Raw genomic sequence first — 18646 nt, forward strand, 5'->3', positions numbered from 1 at the left:
TCCGTTCCTCAAGACGTACTGACTTGCTCCGCGCTCCGCCTTAGCCAGGCATGGATCTGCCCCACCGCCGCTGCCCCATCGCCTACCGCCGAGGCGACGCGCTTCGCCGCGCCAGAGCGCACGTCGCCAATAGCGAAAAGACCCGGCACGTTCGTCTCCAGCGGGAGGCAGCCCGCGTCGTTGCTGTCCGACTCGCTGCTCACATTCGGCGGGCCTGTCATGACGAAGCCGTGCGCGTCGAGGTGTACGCCAGTCGATCTCAGCCAGTCGGTCTTCGGATCGGCGCCGATGAAGAGAAATAGATGCCGGGTCTCGATGGTCTCGCTGCCCGCATCCCGATGCCGGATCCGGACGCGCTCGAGACTTCGGTGGCTCGCTTCCAGCGACGCCAGCGTACAGCCCGCGCAAATCGAGACGTTGCTCAAGGCACCGATTCGATCGATCAGGTAACGCGACATGGTGGCATCGAGACTGTCTCGACGAATCAGGACGCGCACGCTTCGCGCGAAGTTGGCGAGAAACACGATAGCCTGCCCCGCCGAATTGCCGCCACCGATCAGCACGATGTCCTGCCCTCTCACGAGACGTGCTTCGATGGGCGATGCCCAGTAGTAAACCCCTTTATAGTCGAAGCGCTCGAAGCCTGGCACATCGGGCTTGCGGTACGCCGCGCCGCTCGCCGCCACGACCGTTCGCGCCCGGACGCATTGGCGGTCGGAAAGCGCGAGCGCGAACCTGCCGGACGTGCGCTCGACGCGCTCCACGCCAATCGGAATGGCGACGTGCACGCCGAACTTCAGCGCCTGCTGGAAGGCGCGCGCTGCGAGTGCCTGCCCCGTGATACCCGTCGGGAAACCGAGGTAGTTCTCGATGCGCGCGCTCGCGCCGGCCTGGCCACCCGGCGCACGCCGATCGAACACCACCACCGAGAGTCCTTCCGATGCCGCGTAGACTGCCGCCGCGAGGCCGGCCGGTCCGGCTCCGACGATCGCGACGTCATAGCATTGCGAAGCGCAGAACGTCGGCACGAGGCCAAGCCGGGTGGCGAGTTCCACTTCGTCCGGCGCGCGAAGGACCGTTCCGTCCGGACAAAACACGAGCGGGAAGTCGTCGGGCTCCGAGGTGAGCCCAGCAAGCAACCGTACGGCCTCCGAATCATTACGCGCGTCGACCACGGCTGCGGGATACGCGTTACGCCGCAGGAAGCCCTGCAGGCGCACGAGCCGCGCGTCGTCGCCATAGCCGACGATAATTGGACCGAGTCCCTGTTCGATGAGCCCGAGGCGCCGCAGGATCAACGCACGCATGACGTGCTCGCCGAGCTGGGCGTCCGCGATGATGAGCGCGCGCAGTTGCTCCGGCTTTAGCACGAGCGTGTCGCAATCGGTTAGCGCAATCGCATCGACGAGAGACGGCTTGCCGGTGAGCTGCACCATCTCGCCCATGAAATGCCCGTCATGATGCTCGGTCACTAGCGTGGCGCACCCCTGCGCGTCGCGCGAACAGATGCGCACGCGGCCGCTCAGCAGGATATGCAGCCCTTCGGCCACGCGGCCGGTTTCGAAGATCAACGCCCCGGCCTTGAACGCCTTGCGGCCGGCAAAGCGGCTCGCGCTGCGGATCTGCGCTGGGGAAAGGCAGGGAAACATCTGGTGCTGCCGATGCTCCAGCGAAGAGAACGGGTGGTCGGATTCGGGAGAGTTCGTGCTCACGGCGGTGTTCGCGGTCATATCGTCTGCGTCGATCAAATGCCGCCTTGAGGGAATGCATACAAGCGCCGGCATGGTGTTCGCTCATCGTGTCACCCTTCGCCGCGGTGCGCATTAACCAGGACTGAAACGTTCTGAACTCACGTTTGATTTTGGAGCGTGCGACGCGGATCCCGCGAAGCACGCCGTGCCTTAACCGGCTTCCTGCCCCACCCGCGCCTCGAGGAATTGCAGCAAGGCGCGCACCTTGGTCGAATGACGCCGGTTGGGCAGATACGCGGCATAAGCGACGGCGTCGCCGTTGTGCGGTGTCACGCTCCAGTCGGCGAGGCAGTGCATCAACCGGCCCGCGCGGACATGCTCGTTGACGAGCCACGCGGGCAGGAGCGCCAGCCCCTGGCCGGCCAGCGCCGCTGCCACCAGCATGTCGAGGTTGTTGGAAATGAGCCGCCCGCGCACATTCGCCTTTTCCTCCAGATCGCCGCGCGCGAACGTCCAGACCTGGTGCGCGCGGTAACTGCCGCCATACGCGATGCGCAGGCATTCGTGTTCCACGATTTCGCCGGGATGCCGGGGCATGCCCGCGCGTTCGAGATACCCGTGGCTCGCGACGACAATACGCGGGTTCCCGGCCAACTTCCTCACGATGAGATTGGGATCTGCCGACGGCAACCCGATTCTCACCGCGACGTCGATGCGCTCGACAGCAAGGTCTACGAAATGATCGGCAACCACCACGTCGAGCGCGACGCGAGGATACTCGCGCAGATACGCCGTGAGATGCGGCGCGAGCACGACGCGATTGTAAACGGATGGCACGGTGATACGCAGCGCGCCAGCCGGCGCGGCGCCGCTGTCGATCACGCTCTCGTCGGCTTCGGCGAGGTCGTCGAGGATCCTCGAGATCTGCTCCACATATGCCGTGCCCGCTTCGGTCAGACTCACGCGGCGGGTCGTACGCGTGAGCAGCGCCGTGCCGAGCGCGGCTTCGAGGGCGTCCATCAGGCGCGTGACCGACGACGTCGCCACGCCAAGACGTTGGGCGGCCCTGGCGAAGCCGCCCGCATCGGCGACTTCGAGCAGGGTGTTCAGTGCGAGTAGCTTGTCCATGACGGCGATTATGCCAGCGTGATGCGGCTGCAGTCGGTGAATGGCGCCGGCACGCCTCTCTTTTTGCCGTCCGATCATTTCTCGCGACTTTCAACGCGGATTCACGGGGGGCACGCAACAATTAACAGCCCGATTCAAGACTTTTCAGGCGCGTCGTGACACGCTTGCAGCGTCACATAGACACGCGGAGCCGCCGCGGGAGCGACTGCGGCGCGCCTGGAACCTGGGGCCTTGCGTTGCGCACGGCGCAATGGGCGGTTGCGCCGCGGGTGTATTCCGATGCCGTCGCCGAATGCCTAATCTCGACGCAACCGACATCGCCCCTTCCGTTCCGGTGTCGCGACGACGGGGACCCGCTGCGCTCGAGTATCGAATCGCCCCCGCCACAGTGACTTCATCGTTCAAGGAACCATCATGCCCACGCCCTCGAGCACGCTTGGCCACAAGACGCAGGCAATCAAGCTCACCCAGGGACTCATTGCGTTGTTCGCATTCAGTTGCGGTGCGATCGTCGCCAACCTGTACTACGCGCAGCCGATCACCGAACTGATCGGCCCGTCGCTGCACATGTCGGCCGGTTCGGCGAGCCTGATCGTGTCGCTCACGCAGATCGGCTATGCACTCGGCCTGTTCTTCATCGTGCCACTCGGCGATCTGCTCGAAAACCGCAAGCTCATGATCACAACGGCCCTCGTGTCGATTGCGAGCCTCGCGGCGGCCTCGCTCGCGCACTCTCCCGGCGGGTTCCTCGCCCTCTCGCTGCTGATCGGCTTCAGCTCCGTCGCCGTGCAGATCCTCATTCCGCTCGCGGCACACCTTGCGCCCGATCACGCGCGCGGCCGCATTGTCGGAACGATCATGAGCGGCCTGCTGCTCGGCATCCTGCTCGCGCGCCCGCTCGCAAGCGTCGTCGCCGATCATTTCGGCTGGCGCTTCGTGTTCGCCGCCGCGGCAGTGCTCATGGCGCTCGTCACGGCCATCCTCGCGCTGACCATTCCACGCCGCCAGCCCGAGCATCAGGCGTCCTATTTCGCGCTCATCGGGTCGCTGCTGGACCTCGTGCGCACCATGCCGGTGCTGCGCCACCGCGCCTTCTATCAAGGGCTGATGTTCGCCTCGTTCAGCCTGTTCTGGACCGCCGTGCCCATCGAACTCACTCGCCACTATGGCCTCTCGCAGTCCGCGATCGCAGTCTTCGCGCTGGTCGGCGCCATCGGCGCGACGTCCGCGCCGGTCGCCGGCCGCCTCGCCGATGCGGGCCACTCCGTGCGGGCCACGTTCATCGCCTTGATCGCTGCCGCGCTGGCCTGCACGCCCGCGCTGATTCATCCCGCGTTCGGCGTATACGGTCTCGTCGTCACGGGCATCGTGCTGGACTTCGCCGTACAGATGAACATGGTCCTCGGGCAGCGGGAAATCTACGCGCTTCACGCGCCGAGCCGCGGCCGTCTCAACGCGCTCTACATGACGAGCATCTTCGTCGGTGGCGCGATCGGCTCGGCGCTGGCGAGCACGCTGTATGAACACGGCGGCTGGGCGCTCGTCGCGGGCGTCGCGCTGGCTTTCCCGCTCGTCTCGTTCGTCCATTTTCTGCTCGTGGGCCGCCCGCATGCGCGCGCGAACGCGAGCACGCCTTGACCGGTCTGCCGCGCCCCTGACCCGGTGCGCGGCACGTTGCTGACCGATGCCCGGCCGTCTCATCCGCTTCAGGAATCCTGACCATGTCCTACTTGCTGAGCCACGCCGAGACATCCAGCTTCGCGCCCATGCGGCGCGCGCGAGCGGGCGCGACGACCCGGGCCGCGCATGCGGTCGCGCAGCGGGAGCCTTCATGAACCGCAGAGGACTCTGGATCGGTGCGGCGGCAATCATCGTCGCGGGCCTCGCGGCCGCCGCGGCAATCATGTACAGACCGCCCGTCGCGCCCATTACACCGCCGTCGCCGGACAGCTTCGACGCGCCGCTCAAGCGCGAGGGCGCACGCGTGGTCGCGCTCGGCGACTGTATCGTCTGCCACACGGCGAAAGGCGGCCGTCCCTTCGCGGGCGGCCTGCCGCTCGCCACGCCGTTCGGCACGATCTACGCGACCAACATCACGCCGGATCCGCAAACCGGCATCGGCACGTGGTCCGAGGCCGCCTTTGCGCGCGCCGTGCGGCATGGGATCTCGCGGGACGGGCATCTGCTCTATCCCGCGTTTCCGTACGTGCATTTCACCCGCATGTCCGACCACGACATTGCCGCCGCCTACGCCTACCTGATGAGCCGCGAACCGGTTCAGGCGAGTACGCCGGCCAACGAGCTGGTCTTCCCGCTGAATTTCAGGCCGCCGGTGGCGTTCTGGAACCTGCTGTTTCTGCGCACAGGTGCGCGCGAAGCGGACGCTTCGCAGGACGCGCAGTGGAACCGCGGCAAGCTGCTCGTCGATGGTCTCGGCCACTGTGCCTCGTGCCACTCGCCGCTGAACGCGATCGGCGGCGAGAAGGCCGGCCGCGCTTTCGACGGCGGCGTGGTGGACGGCTGGGAAGCGCCCCCGCTCAATGCGCTGGACAGCGCGGCGAAGCCGTGGACGAAGACGCAGCTCGTCGCCTACCTGCGCACCGGACGCGCCTCGGAGCACGGCGCCGCCGCAGGCCCGATGCTGCCGGTCACGCGCGATCTCGCGACCGTGCCGGTGGAAGACGTCGAGGCGATCGCCACCTACGTCCTCTCGCTCCAGAAGGGCGCGCCGGGCGAAGCCACGCCTGCCGTGCGCGTCGCGGCACGCGAAGCCACGCCCGCCGAACAGCGCGGCGCCGTCATCTTCAACGCCTCGTGCGCGCAGTGCCACGGTCCCGGCTCACCCATGCAGACGATCGGCGAGCGTCCGACGCTCGCGTTCAGCACGGCGGTCAACTCGGGCACGCCGCGCAACGCCGTGCAGATGATCCTGAACGGCATCGACTGGAACGGCGCAGACGTGATGAACTACATGCCCGCGTTCATGGGCGTCTACAACGACCAGCAAATCGCCGACCTCGTCGCCTACCTCCGCGGCGCCTACTCGACACGACCCGCGTGGCCCGACGCCGAACCCCTCGTCGCCCAGCTCAGAAAGGAGGACAGTGCGCGATGATTTCACTGAACGTAAACGGCGCGCAGCACGCGCTCGACATCGATCCATCCACGCCGCTGCTGTACGTGCTGCGCAACGATCTCAAGCTGCATGGCGCGAAGTTCGGCTGCGGACTCGGTCAATGCGGCGCGTGCACCGTCATCGTGGACGGCGAAGCGACCTTCTCCTGCCTCGTGCCAGTCAGCGCGATCGGCACGAAGCCGGTTCGCACGCTTGAAAGCCTCGGCAGCGCGGCGCACCCGGGCGCGTTGCAGCAGTCGTTCATCAAGCATCAGGCGGCGCAGTGCGGCTACTGCATCGCGGGCATGATCATGCGCGCGCAGGCGCTGCTGGATCGCAACCCGCATCCCACGGAGCAGGAGGTGCGCGTGCACATGGAGCCGAACCTGTGCCGTTGCGGCACGCACATGCGCATTCTCGCCGCCATCCGCGACGTCGCGGGCCTGAGCGCACCACAGGCGAGCCCCCCGGCCACGCATCCCATCACTGCAGCGAAGACGGCATCATGAGCCACCACGACGACGATTCCATCGACGCACCCATTGACGAACGCCGCCGGCACTTCATGATTTCTGGCGCGCTCTTCGTCGCGTTCAGCATGGTCAAGGGCGCGGACATACTCGCCCAGGAGGTCATCGCCGACGAAGGCGCGGCCGTGCACGTCGCGAAGGAGACCCAGGCGCTTGCCGGCAGCCTGAAAACCAATCCGCTGCTCGATGCGTGGATCAAGATCACGCCCGCAGGCAAGGTCACAGTCTTTACGGGCAAGGTCGAACTCGGCACGGGCGTGCGCACGGCGCTGCTTCAGGTCGCCGCCGAAGAGCTGGACATGGCGCCCTCGCTCATCAGGTTCCTCACCGCCGACACGGGCGCCTCGCCCGACGAGGGCCTCACGGCAGGCAGCCACACCATGGCGGACAGCGGCAGTGCGCTGCTCAATGCCGCGGCGCAAGTGCGCGGGCTGCTCGTCGGCGCCGCCGCGAAGCACTTCGGCGTCGATCCCGGCACGCTCAGCGCGAGCGATGCCATCATTCGCACACAGGACGGCCGCACGATGCACTACGGCGAAGCCGTCGGCCTCGTGGACCTGCATCGCAACGCAACGCCCAATTCGCCGCTCAAGGACCCGAAGACGTTCCGCGTGATCGGCACACCGTTGCCGCGGCTCGATATACCGTCGAAGGTCACGGGCGGCGCGAGCTATGTCCAGGACATGCAGCTGCCGGGCATGCTGCACGCACGCGTCGTCATGCCGCCCGTGTACGACGCGAAACTCCTCGCATTCGACGAAGCCGCCATCATGAGGATGCCCGGCGTCGTGAGGATCGTGCGCGACGGCAGCATGCTGGCCGTGGTGGCGCAAGGCGAATGGCAAGCGGTAACGGCGCAACGCGCCCTTGCGGCCAGCTGCCAATGGTCGCCGGGGCGTGCCCTGCCCGATCCGGCAACCGTGCATCGCGACCTCAAGCCGCTCTGCACGCAGCAGATCAAGATCGCGGACCATCATGTTCCCTCCGCGCCCGCCGTGAAAACGCTGGAAGCGCGCTTCATCAAGCGGTATTTGCTGCACGGCTCGATCGGGCCTTCGTGCGCCGTCGCGCATCTCGAGGGGGGCCAGCTCACCGTCTGGACCCATTCACAAGGCGTCTATCCGCTGCGCGACGCGCTGGCCGAAATGCTCTCCATGCCAAAGGAAAGCGTGCGCTGCGTCCACACCGAAGGCTCCGGCTGCTATGGCCACAACGGCGCCGACGATGCCGCCGCGCATGCCGCGCTGATCGCCGTGGCCATGCCGGGGCATCCGGTGCGCGTGCAGTGGATGCGCGAACAGGAACACACGTGGGACCACTTCACGCCGGCCATGGTGACGGAGGTAAAGGCGTCGATCGATGCGGGCGGGCGCATCGTGGACTGGCAATACGCGCTCTGGAGCAGCTCGCACAACGAGCGCATCGTCAACGCCGGGCGGCTGCTGCCCGCGCGCATGCTGGAAAAGCCCTTTGTTTCCGCGCCTTCGACGCCGATGCTGCAACCGGAAGGCGGCGGCGACCGCAACGGCATCCCGCTCTACACGCTGCCCAACATCGAGGTGGTGAACAACTTCTCGCCGACCATGCCGCTGCAGACTTCGGCGATGCGCTCGCTCGGCGCGCATACCAACGTGTTCTCCATCGAGAGCACCATGGACGATCTCGCGCACATGGCCGGCATCGATCCCGTCGAATTCCGCTTGCGCCACATGGACGACCCACGCGCGCGCGACGTGATCCAGCTTGCGGCGAAGCAGTTCGGCTGGCCGCGGCCGCCGCGCGCGCGCAATCGCGGTGTGGGTTTCGCGTTCGCGAAATACAAGAATCTGATGGCGTATGTCGCAATCGCCGTGGAAATCTCCGTCGAGCCCGAGACGGGTCTCGTGAGGCTGGAAGCGGCGCAGGCCGCCGTGGATTGCGGCCAGGTCGTGAATCCTGACGGTGCGCGCAACCAGATCGAAGGTGGCATCGTGCAATCGGCCAGCTGGACCCTGCACGAGAAACTGCGCTACGACACGAGCCGCATTCGCAGCTTCGACTGGGGAACGTACCCGATCCTGCGCTTCGACTCGGCGCCAAAGCGCATCGACGTGCACCTGATCGACCGTCCCGGCGCACCGTTCCTCGGTACGGCAGAGGCCTCGATGGGGCCTGCGGCGGGCGCACTCGCCAATGCGCTCTTCGACGCGACCGGCAAGCGGGTGCGCGAAATGCCGTTGGCGGGCGACACGCTGAGAAAACTCATCGAACTATAGGAGCCGCATGGCGGCCCACTTGCCGCCGGCCACGCCAACGCAACGCCGCAAGCCGGCGTAACGCCGGCTGATGGCCGCCTAGTTGCCGGGCGTGCGCACTGTCAGCCGGTTGACGACCTGACTCACGCCTTCCACGTCTTGCGCATGCTGCTGCGCGGCCGCGATCTGGGTGGCCTCGGGAACCGTTCCGGTGAGCGTGACCACGCCCGATTTTGCGAGCACGACGACGTTTGCCATCCGCACATCGCCCTCCTTCGTCACCGCCTTGCGCACGGTTGCCGCCAGTTTGCGGTCGGCGGCTTTCGCGGCGTGGCGAGCCGCTTTGCGCGCCGCTTTCTCCTGTGCCGCGACCGGCGCGGCGTTCGGCGCGTGCGTCACGACAGGCGGCGAATAAGACGTTGCCGCATCGGCGGCCAAGGCGTGAACGCTCGTCAATGCGAGTGCGGCCAGCAGTGGAATGAAATGGTGCTTCATGGTTTTTGTCTTCTTGAGTGGGAAAGAAAGTCCCTGTCCGGCCGAGTCCAGCGCGAGCCCAGAATGAGCCCGCAAAAATTCAGCCGGCAGTAGTCGGGATCGATGCGGGCAAGAATGTCCGCGCTCCACGTGCCGCTCGTCGTGTGCGGGCGATGGGCGACGCCTCTGCCGATCGCCCGGATCACGTCTTCGGAGAACGTGGCTTCGCGCGGATAGGCCGCGAGAATGGCCCCGCGCTCGGCGCACGTATACGCGTCGTAGTGCTCGCCGACAAGATCGGTCCACGCCGCTTGCGCCAGCAGGCGCGCAAGCGGCGAGACATGCTCCGGAATGCCCGGCGTGGTGTGCAACGCGATCGCCCGCCACACGTCTTCGGCCACGTGGGGGGAGACACCCGCAAGCAGCGCGCGCGCCGCATCGGCGCTGTCCACCTCGTAGCGCAGGTTCGAGTGCGCATAGGCTGGGCTCAGGCCCATGTTTGCGTACATCGCGCTCACGTAGAGTGTTTCCGTGTCACATGCTTGTCTCCCGCGACGGGCGTCGAGCGCAGCGAACACGAATACACGACGCGCGTGTCCGACCAGAACGGGATCGAGCGCCGCGCACGCGTTCTCGACGGCGAGAGCCGCGAGCGCGGTGCGCGGAATAATCACGCCCGCCACTTCGTCCGGTGTTGCCGCAAGTTCAGGCTTCATGACGCGCTCCGTGCTCACGCCTGTCACGCCGCGCGAGCGAAAGCCGGCAACCGGCCTTAGCCCTTCAGGAACGCCAGCAGATCCGCGTTCACCTCGGCAACATGCGTGCTGCACATACCGTGCGGTGCGCCGGGATAGACCTTGAGCGTCGCGTGCTTGACGAGCTTCGCCGACAGGCGCGCCGAATCGTCGATCGGCACGATCTGATCGTCGTCGCCGTGCAGAATGAGTGTCGGCATGTCCATCTTCTTCAGGTCCTCCGTGTAGTCGACCTCGGAGAACTGCTTGATGCACTCGTACTGGCCTTTGATCGAGCCCTGCATGCCCTGCCGCCAGAAGTCCTGCACGAGACCCTGCGAGACCTTCGCGTTCGGACGGTTAAAGCCATAGAACGGCGTAGCGAGGTCGAGGTAGAACTGCGAGCGGTTGGCTGCCACGCCGTCGCGAATGCCGTCGAACACGGACATCGGCAGGCCGCCGGGATTGGCCGCCGACTTGACCATCTGCGGCGGCACAGCGCCGATCAGCACCGCCTTTGCTACCCGCTTCGAGCCGTGCCTGCCGATGTAATGCGCCACCTCGCCGCCGCCCGTCGAGTGGCCGACGAGCATCGCGTTGCGCACATCGAGCGCATCGAGCACAGCTGCCAGATCGTCTGCGTAGGTGTCCATATCGTTTCCGGCGGACGGCTGGCCCGAGCGCCCGTGTCCCCGACGGTCGTGCGCGATCACGCGATAGCCCTGATTCACCAGAAAGAGCATTTGCGGATCCCACGCGTCCGCCGATAGCGGCCAGCCGTGCGAGAAGACCACCGGAGTGCCCGTGCCCCAGTCCTTGAAGTAGATCTCGGTGCCATCCCTGGTCTTCACATAGCTGCCGTTGCGCTGATGCTCGCTGGCGCTGTGCGCGGCCGTGCCGCCGGCAGCCGACGCCACGGCGGGCAGACCCGACATTGCGATCGCACCGGCCACCCCTGCGCTGGCCGAAAGCATTCTGCGTCGCGTCGGCGACGGCGCGTTCGCGTTTTCTTGCAAGTTCATCGTTGTTCTCCGTCGTTGCCTACCCATACGCGGGGTGGCGCGTGATGGGTCTGCGTGTGCTGTTGTCCACGATGCAAACAGGCCATGCCCCGCATCGGGAACAAAGTTTAGAGACGCAGCAATAAAAGGTCCTTTTCCGGCACTTAAATATGCTTAATGGCACATTCAGATACCGGAAAGGTGCGGTTCGACGCTAAACAACAAGACGATTCGATGTCCCGAGGCAGCGCCCCCGGTTACCGTCCAAACGGCCAGCGCGCGTTTCCTTTCTGCGCCATAATTACGAATTATTACAGGGCATTACCAATGCGTACGGATCCCACCGATGATTTCACCCCCGTCCATGCCGAATACATCAACCGGCTCGAAAGACTCACTCGGGTGCGTTTCCACCAATCTGCGCCGGAACGTGCAAGTCGAGACCGGCGACATCACGTTCTTTCGCAAGTGCATGGACAAGCCGGAGCTGGAACGCATCGCGATGCCCGGATGCGAGCGCGGCTTTCTCGTGGGCGTCTCGCTGCGAAACGGTCACCGACGCAAGATCTTCCGCGGTGCGCAAACAATCGATCGCCGCTTTGGTGACAACTCGATCTATATCCGCGACTTCTCCGAGCATTACCGGGCGGATCTATATGGCAATTTCGACTTTCTGCTGGTCGAGTTGTCTCACGCTTTCCTGAATCACCTGACCGACGAGCACAACGTGCCTGCTGTGCAGGGGCTGACCTGCGCGCACGAACAGGAAGATGCCGTGCTCGGCCATCTCGCGCGTGCGCTTGCCGCCAGCCTCGAGACATCCGGCCCGGTCAACACGCTGCTCATCGAGCAGATCGGCGTGGCGATCGGCACGCATCTCGCGCGGCAATACGGCAACCTGCGCGCCGCCGAAGAACGCGTCAAGGGGGCGCTGTCGCGCGCCTGTGCGGCCCGTGCGAAAGAGATGCTGCTCGACTGTTCCCGCAACGGCCTCTCGATTGCCGATGTCGCGCGCGAATGCAACCTGTCACGCGGCTATTTCATCCGCGCATTCGCGAAGGAAACCGGGCAAACGCCGTATCAATGGGTCCTGGAAAAGCGCACGGAGCAAGCGCGCGCGCTCATGGACGCCACGGACATGACGCTTTCGGAGATCGCGGCATCCTGCGGCTTTGCGGATCAGAGCCACTTGAGCCGCGTCTTCCTCAGGGTCGTCGGCGTCCCCCCGGGCGCATGGCGCCGCCGGGCGTGATGCCGCTTCAGGCGCGCATCATGGCGCCGGACGCAGCCGCGTCTCGCCGCCCACCGTCATAGCGGCGCGCCGCCGGTCCGATAGCTTGCGTCCGGCGCAAAACTGCTTAGCACATGAGACGGATTCTCCGTGGTCCCCATCGTCGATAACGTTGCAGACATCCCACTCCCTTTCTCATGCACGGAGATTCCCATGTCTGACGTTCTCTTTCAACCGATTCGCCTCGGCCGCCATACACTCGCCCATCGCATCGCCATGGCGCCGCTCACGCGTTCGCGCGCGGGCCAGCCGGGCAATGTGCCGACGCCCATGAACGTCGAGTATTACCGGCAACGCTCAGGCGCGGCGCTGATCGTCACCGAGGCCACGCAAATATCGCAACAGGGGCAGGGCTATGCCTGGACGCCCGGTATCCATAGCCCCGCGCAAATCGAGGGATGGCGCGCCGTGAGCGAGGCCGTCCATGCCGAAGGCGGCAAGATCTTCCTGCAGCTCTGGCACGTGGGGCGCGTCTCGCACCCGGTCTTCCAGCCCGGCGCAGGCCTGCCTGTCGCCCCAACGGCGATGCCCGTGCCGGGCAAGACGTTCATCGTCGACAGCACGGGCAACGGCGCCTGGGCCGATGTGCCGGTGCCCCAGGCATTGACGCTCGAGGGTATCGCACAGATCGTGCAGGACTTCCGCGTCGCTGCGCGCCATGCCATGCAAGCCGGTATGGACGGGGTCGAGATTCATGCCGGCAACGGCTACCTTATTGATCAGTTCATCAATAGCAACAGCAATCGCCGCACCGATGCCTATGGCGGCAGCATCGAGAACCGCACACGCCTGCTCCTCGAAGTCGTGGATGCGGTCGGCGCCGAAGTGGGAGCAGTGAACGTCGGCGTGCGGCTCACGCCGATGGGCCGCTTCATGGGCATGGGCGACGACACGCCCGAGGCCACCTTCGGGCATATCGCCGAGCACCTCGACGGGCGGAATCTGGCGTATCTGCACCTCGTCGAGCCCGCTATCGTCGGCACGGTGAAAGACGAAAAGTATGATCCCCGCTGGGACGCCATCATCAAGCTCATGCGGCGGCGATTCAACGGCGTATTGATGCTGGCAGGCGGCTACACGCTGGAAACCGCGATACAGGCGATCGAAAGCGGCCGCGCGGATCTCATCGCGTTCGGCCGTCCGTTCATTGCCAACCCGGACCTGCCCGCTCGTCTGCGCGCGGCACTCCCCCTCAACGAGGCCGACCCGGGCACGTTCTTCGGCGGCGACGCGCGGGGCTATATTGATTATCCGGCCTTCGCGTCCGCATCGGACTGAGCGCATGCAGGCGGTGGCGCCAGGCGGCCGCCTGCATGCGCAAACCGGATTCCGCCGACCTTCCTGACCTGCATGCCATACCTTCGGGATTTCAGGAGTTTTCATCCCCCGGCTCAGGACCTTTTAGCTGCCACGACTCACAATGGAGTCTCCCGCGCAGCCTGGATGCGATGTCCTTCCGCGCGACGCCCTGCAACGGTGACGTGTCCACGCGAGCGGGCCAGGGCCCGATCGCATGCATACGAAATGGAGCTGCCCAATGGAACCCTATGCAAACGACGAACCATGGAAACAGACCATCCTCTCGCTCGAACGCGCTTCGCGCTCGAGCGCGGACGTCGAGGCGGCGGAACAGGAAGGCGTGAAGCGCAAGGCAAATCGCGCATGTTCGCCGCAGAGGACGTCGCGATCGGCATCCCATACGCCATTTTCAGGCCGCATCCGCGTACTCGAGCGTCTTTCCAGCACGGTCGTCTCGCTCTGCTGGCATGACGCCACCTGCGGCCATTACGCAGATCAGATCTGGAAGCGCACCCACTCGCGCCGCAAAACGGTCTGCACCGTGACGGGCAGGACCGTGAACCGTGGCGATGCCGTCTACCGCCCTTATCGGCGGGGCACGTGGCCAGCCAATGCAGACCACTCGATTCTCGCTTGCGTACTGGAGGCTTCCGAAGCACTCGATCTTCACATGGCCGCGGGCCGCCGGCAAGGGCACTAAACGCCATTTCCCGCGCAGGGCTGGACGCCGCTCACGGCTTCACTCCCCAGCGCATCAAACCTCGCGCTTTTCCTATGGCGCCGACCGGCAGGTCTGGGCCTTCTGCAAGGATGGCTTGCAATCCGAAGTTGTGGTCACCGGAAGACTCAAGTCCAACAACTCGGACATCCTTCGCGAAGCGGCGCCGAGCGGAGCCGGTGTCGCGTTGCTGCCGGGCTGGCTCGTGGCCACGGACGTGCAAAGCGAACGCCTGACCCGCCTGTTCGAAGGCTACGAGGTCAATCCGAACAACGCCCAATGCGTAACCAGCAATTTGGCTCGCGTAACCTGACAAGGTTCGGATTTCGACGTGACATTCGTACATGCCACTCGATGAACGCCATGGCGGCACGAATAGCGTCCCAATGGACATTAGCCGCGCTCGCAGGCGTTTAAAGACATCTTTTTGTCCAGGCGCCGAGCATTTTTGTTCAAGACGCCCCTCTCTCCTTTGTTTACACTTCGCATTGCGCAAAATTGCCGTATTGAACGTTATCCGGCTGCGCTCGACCGCGTTCCAGCAAGCCCGGAACGCCCAACCGGCTTGGGAATGATGGCCTCACATCGTTTTATCGCCAACGCTCGATCAGATGCGCGCCGTCGGGATATTCACGATCCCGTCGGCCGGAGACGACCATGATTCAAATAGGATCGTTGCAGGTCAGTTTCGATCAGCGAAACATTCAGCAGAATGGCCTTCCGCAGCGAATCGGCGCGCGCGCTTTCGATATTCTCGAAGCGCTCTATCGTGCCAATGGCGCCATTCTGTCGAAAGACGACATTATGGATGCGGTCTGGCCGGGCCAGATCGTGGAAGAGAATCGCCTTCAGGTGCATATCGCGGCGTTGCGCAAGCTGCTCGGCGCCGATCGCGATCTGATCAAGACCGTGCCTGGCCGGGGCTATCTGCTGGTTGCGAGAGCCCTCCAGGCGGCCGGGTCGCGCTCCCGTGCCGAGCCCGCGCATGAACTCCCCGCGCTCCCCCCACTCGTCTCGCCGCTGATCGGGCGCGACGCCGAGATCGAGCAACTGCTCGACCAGGTCGATCGCGGACCGGTCACGACCGTCGTCGGCGCGGGCGGCATCGGCAAGACTGCGCTCGCACTCCACGCTGCGAACGCAATGCATTGCCGCAGCGGTCGATCGGTATGCTTCGTGGAGCTTGCCCGAGCCGCCTCGGGCGAGGCAGTGCTCGATATCCTCGCCGAAGCGTTCAGGTTTCCCATGGAAGACGGGCAGCGCCGGACCGACGCGCTGTATGACGCTCTCGCCCATTCCGGGTGCCTTCTCGTGCTCGACAACGCCGAGCATGTGATCGACGTGACCGCGCGGCTCGTGGAGGCGCTGGCCGTGCGCAGCTCATTGGTGCGCGTGCTCGTGACGAGCCGGGAAGCTCTGCACATCCGTGCCGAATCCGTGCTGCGCCTGGAGCCGCTCGCCGTGCCCGAGGCCGGGCTGCCAACCGAGGCGCTGCTCGCCTCGCCGGCGGTCGAGCTGTTTCTGTGCCGCGCGCGCTCGCTCGCAACGGACTGCGTCACCGACAGGCGGAGCATTGCCCTCGCCGCCGACATCTGCAGGCGCCTCGACGGCCTGCCGCTCGCCATCGAACTCGCCGCGGCGCGGGTGGCCACGCTCGGCGTGGAAGGCGTGGCTTCGCGGCTCGACCGCCAGCTCGACCTGCTCACGGGCGGCTTGCGTTCGGCATTGCCGCGCCACCAGACCTTGCGCGCGACGTTCGAGTGGAGCTACGCGTTGCTCGACACGCCGTCGCGCATTCTCTTTCGCCGCATCGGCTGCTTTACGGGCCCCTTCACGTTCGATGCGGTCTGCGCAGTCGCCACCGAGCCCGGCATGTCGATCGCAGTGGTCGTCGCGAGTCTCGGCGAACTCGCGACGAAGTCGCTCCTGAACGTGGAATTCGATGGTCCGATCACCACATATCGGCTGACCAGGAGCACGCGCGCCTATGCGCTGGAAAAACAGCGCGACGAAGGCGAACTGCACGCCATCGCGTCGCGGCACATGCGCTACATGAAAAAGCGCATCGAAGAAAGCGGCGTTGCCCACGCGGAAGGCAGCCGGCACGGCACAGACCTCAACACGCGACTTTCTCTCGACGACGCGCGCAGCGCCTACGATTGGGCGTTCTCCGAGAACGGCGATCCGGCCCAGGGCGTCGCGCTCGCGGGGGCGCTCGTCGGCACGCTGCTCGAAGCCTCGCTCGTGCACGAATGCTGCGAACGGGCACGGCATGCGCTGGAAGTGCTCGACACGTTGCCCCACGGCTCGGTCGATGTTGTCTGCGAAATGCGGCTGTGCGCCGCCTACGCCTCCACGCTCATCTCCGTGGGCGACGACGTCGAGGTCGCCATATCGATGTGGCAACGCGTCTTGCAGCTCGCACAGGCGGCGGGCGACCATGCGTTCGTGACGCGCGCCCTCTGGGGCCTCTGGAACGCCACGCTGACAATCGCCGACGTTCAGGCCTCGATCCGCTACGCCACCCGCCTCCAGCAAGCCGCGGAGCATGGCGGGTCGCGCGGCGTCGTGCTGGCCGGAGCCATGCTCGCCGTTTCGCTCCACTGCTTCGGCGAGCACGAGCAGGCCCGCGAGCGCCTCGAATCCGCCGTTGCCGCGCTCAGTGAACGGGACCCGGCGGACGCGTCCTGCGGCACGCCGGGTGTGGACCCGCTCATTTTCTGCAATGGCACGCTCGCACGCATTGCCTGGTTTCAGGGCAAGCCTGAGCAGGCGATGCAACGGGTACAAATGTCGCTGAATCCGGTACGCCGGGACAAGCTGGAGCCTTCGCTAAGCCACGTGCTCGCCACCGTGGCGGTGCCGGTCGCGCTTCAATGTGGCGACGTGCAAGCCGCGGCGCGCTATCTCGCCCTGTTGCGATCGCAGGTGGCGACGCATCGCTTCGCCGTCTGGGAAGATTTCGCGGAATGCCTCTCCGTCCAGCTAGATCTGCAGTCGGGCGACGAAGCATCGGCGCTCGCAAGGCTAGAGCCCGCGCTTCAGCGCCTCCTTGCGCGCGGGTTCCGGCGTGTCATCGCGCCGTTTATCGTGTCGAGTGCCGAGGCGCTTGCAGGCGCTCACCGTTTCGCAGAGGCCGCAGCGAGGCTCGACGACGCGATCAAGCGCAGCGAGACCCACGGCGAGCATTACTTCCTGCCCGAACTGCTGCGGGCCAGGGGCTGCGTGGCGCTTCGGCAAGCGCACGCGCTCGATGGCGCAGCGCGTGAGGCGCGCACACAGTGCGAAACACAGGCACGGCACTTCCTGAATGCCGCCATGACGCTCGCGAGCGAACACGGCGCAGTGATCTGGAAATTGCGCGCCGCGCTCGACCTCGCCACGCATCATTTCGAAAGAGACGACGCCGCTCGCGCCGTGGCGCTGTTAGCGCAATTCGACAGCCTCTTCGATATGGACTCGCCTGCGCCCGATATCCGGCGCCTTGCCCAACTCCGCGGCAAGCTGAGCGCGGCGAGTCACTGCGGCTGCCGCCATGCCCCTGGCGGCACGCCGGTCATGCGCGAAAACGTGCGCGTGAAATGGCTTTGATCCGAAAAGCCGCACCGCAACGCGATCTCCGCGATCGGCCTGTCCGTCTTCTCCAGCATCTCCTGCGCCTTTTCCATACGACGACGCATGAGCCATTGATGAGGCGCGATGCCGATCGTCATTCGAAAAGCCCGGCAGAAGTACCACGGTGAGAGTTCGCACGCCGCGGCGAGTTGCGGCATGGACAGGTTTTCGTCGAGATGAGCATCGATCATCGCTTTCACCCTGGCCACCTGCCAGGGTGCGAGGCGCCCCGGACCATGAGGTTCGCGCACGCGAGCGCCCGTGTAGCGAGCCGCCAGATGATGATGCAGGGCGACAACGAGGCCATCCACGAAGAGCCGTGGCGCACGCGCCTCGGACAGCGCCGGCAGCAACAGCTTGCCGATCGATTCGACGAACGGGTCGTGCGCCCCATGAGGCACGGCCAGTTCGCGAATGGGCGCGCGGTCTTCGGCCGCCGCCAACTGCTCGAGTGTCGCCTGCGGCAAGTAGAACTGGATACAGTCGAATGCGGTAGGAAGAAAGGCCGTGGGGCGCGCCGCGAGATCAACGACGGAGATCGCGCCGCGCCCATAGGGCGCCACCGGTTCGTGTTCGCCGTCGAGCCACAATTCGTGTCTGGGTAACGGCTGGAGTTGCAGCGACAAGACGAATGCGTTCGCGGGCGGGATCGGCTCAGTGAGGTTGACCGTGTTCTTCGTGGCCGTTAGCCGCGTGATCGTGATGTCCGCGTTGTGTAGCGACGTACTCCGCAGAATGCGCGCTTCAGGAAGATGAAAATAAGCGGCTGCATTGCCAGCGTATTCCGCATTCATGGCGTTCTCGTCCGGTGTCTGG

At 65.6% G+C, this 18646-nt stretch carries 15 protein-coding genes; 9 read left to right on the top strand and 6 right to left on the bottom strand.

The features are described 5' to 3' along the window. Positions 1 to 8: 8 nt before the first annotated feature. Positions 9 to 1730, bottom strand: coding sequence for an FAD-dependent oxidoreductase (locus BHE01S_RS09810; protein ID WP_042263201.1), 1722 nt, complete (start codon positions 1728 to 1730; stop codon positions 9 to 11). A 171-nt stretch (positions 1731 to 1901) separates the two neighbouring features. After that, positions 1902 to 2819: a LysR family transcriptional regulator gene (locus tag BHE01S_RS09815; protein WP_042263202.1), complete on the bottom strand. Its 918-nt coding sequence runs from the start codon at positions 2817 to 2819 to the stop codon at positions 1902 to 1904. A gap of 414 nt (positions 2820 to 3233) precedes the next feature. Between BHE01S_RS09815 and BHE01S_RS09820 the strand changes: the two genes are divergently transcribed. From BHE01S_RS09820 to BHE01S_RS09835, 4 genes are all read left to right on the top strand, one after another. Beyond that, positions 3234 to 4457, top strand: coding sequence for an MFS transporter (locus tag BHE01S_RS09820; protein ID WP_042263203.1), 1224 nt, complete (start codon positions 3234 to 3236; stop codon positions 4455 to 4457). 193 nt (positions 4458 to 4650) lie between these two features. Beyond that, complete coding sequence (locus BHE01S_RS09825) at positions 4651 to 5934, top strand: c-type cytochrome (RefSeq protein WP_042263205.1); 1284 nt, start codon at positions 4651 to 4653, stop codon at positions 5932 to 5934. Then, positions 5931 to 6443, top strand: a complete 513-nt coding sequence (locus tag BHE01S_RS09830; protein ID WP_042263206.1) for a (2Fe-2S)-binding protein — start codon at positions 5931 to 5933, stop codon at positions 6441 to 6443. Before BHE01S_RS09825 ends, BHE01S_RS09830 begins: the two co-directional genes overlap by 4 nt. Beyond that, positions 6440 to 8719, top strand: a complete 2280-nt coding sequence (locus tag BHE01S_RS09835) for a xanthine dehydrogenase family protein molybdopterin-binding subunit (RefSeq protein WP_042263208.1) — start codon at positions 6440 to 6442, stop codon at positions 8717 to 8719. The genes BHE01S_RS09830 and BHE01S_RS09835 overlap by 4 nt, the downstream gene beginning before the upstream one ends. A gap of 78 nt (positions 8720 to 8797) precedes the next feature. On the opposite strand, the gene BHE01S_RS09840 is transcribed toward BHE01S_RS09835, so the two are convergent. From BHE01S_RS09840 to BHE01S_RS09850, 3 genes are read right to left on the bottom strand one after another with little or no spacing between them, the layout of a single operon-like run. After that, on the bottom strand, positions 8798 to 9193 hold the full coding sequence (locus tag BHE01S_RS09840) for a BON domain-containing protein (protein WP_042263210.1): 396 nt from the start codon (positions 9191 to 9193) through the stop codon (positions 8798 to 8800). Further along, on the bottom strand, positions 9190 to 9888 hold the full coding sequence (locus BHE01S_RS09845; RefSeq protein WP_042263322.1) for an HD domain-containing protein: 699 nt from the start codon (positions 9886 to 9888) through the stop codon (positions 9190 to 9192). Before BHE01S_RS09845 ends, BHE01S_RS09840 begins: the two co-directional genes overlap by 4 nt. Positions 9889 to 9944: 56 nt before the next feature. Beyond that, a complete protein-coding gene (locus BHE01S_RS09850; protein ID WP_042263213.1) occupies positions 9945 to 10928 on the bottom strand; it encodes an alpha/beta fold hydrolase in 984 nt (327 codons plus the stop codon). A gap of 325 nt (positions 10929 to 11253) precedes the next feature. Here BHE01S_RS09850 and BHE01S_RS09855 point away from each other — a divergent pair, with 325 nt between their 5' ends. The 5 genes from BHE01S_RS09855 to BHE01S_RS09875 all read left to right on the top strand — a co-directional run bounded on the left by BHE01S_RS09855 (position 11254) and on the right by BHE01S_RS09875 (position 17806). Next, positions 11254 to 12159: a helix-turn-helix domain-containing protein gene (locus tag BHE01S_RS09855; protein ID WP_042263214.1), complete on the top strand. Its 906-nt coding sequence runs from the start codon at positions 11254 to 11256 to the stop codon at positions 12157 to 12159. A gap of 192 nt (positions 12160 to 12351) precedes the next feature. Continuing rightward, positions 12352 to 13476 carry an alkene reductase gene (locus BHE01S_RS09860; RefSeq protein WP_042263216.1) on the top strand — a complete coding sequence of 375 codons (1125 nt, stop codon included), beginning with the start codon at positions 12352 to 12354 and terminating at the stop codon, positions 13474 to 13476. A 259-nt stretch (positions 13477 to 13735) separates the two neighbouring features. After that, positions 13736 to 14197, top strand: a complete 462-nt coding sequence (locus tag BHE01S_RS38990) for a DUF3331 domain-containing protein (protein WP_052405801.1) — start codon at positions 13736 to 13738, stop codon at positions 14195 to 14197. Positions 14198 to 14312: 115 nt separating this feature from the next. Continuing rightward, positions 14313 to 14528, top strand: coding sequence for a LysR substrate-binding domain-containing protein (locus tag BHE01S_RS38995; protein ID WP_245639688.1), 216 nt, complete (start codon positions 14313 to 14315; stop codon positions 14526 to 14528). A gap of 344 nt (positions 14529 to 14872) precedes the next feature. After that, entirely contained in the window at positions 14873 to 17806 is a 2934-nt protein-coding gene (locus BHE01S_RS09875; protein ID WP_063769080.1) for a winged helix-turn-helix domain-containing protein, read from the top strand. Here BHE01S_RS09875 and BHE01S_RS09880 read toward each other — a convergent pair. Then, on the bottom strand, positions 17734 to 18624 hold the full coding sequence (locus BHE01S_RS09880) for a helix-turn-helix transcriptional regulator (protein ID WP_052405803.1): 891 nt from the start codon (positions 18622 to 18624) through the stop codon (positions 17734 to 17736). The two genes, BHE01S_RS09875 and BHE01S_RS09880, sit on opposite strands and share 73 nt — an antisense overlap. Positions 18625 to 18646: the final 22 nt, after the last annotated feature.

Source organism: Paraburkholderia heleia NBRC 101817, from assembly GCF_000739775.1.
Lineage (GTDB): Bacteria > Pseudomonadota > Gammaproteobacteria > Burkholderiales > Burkholderiaceae > Paraburkholderia > Paraburkholderia heleia.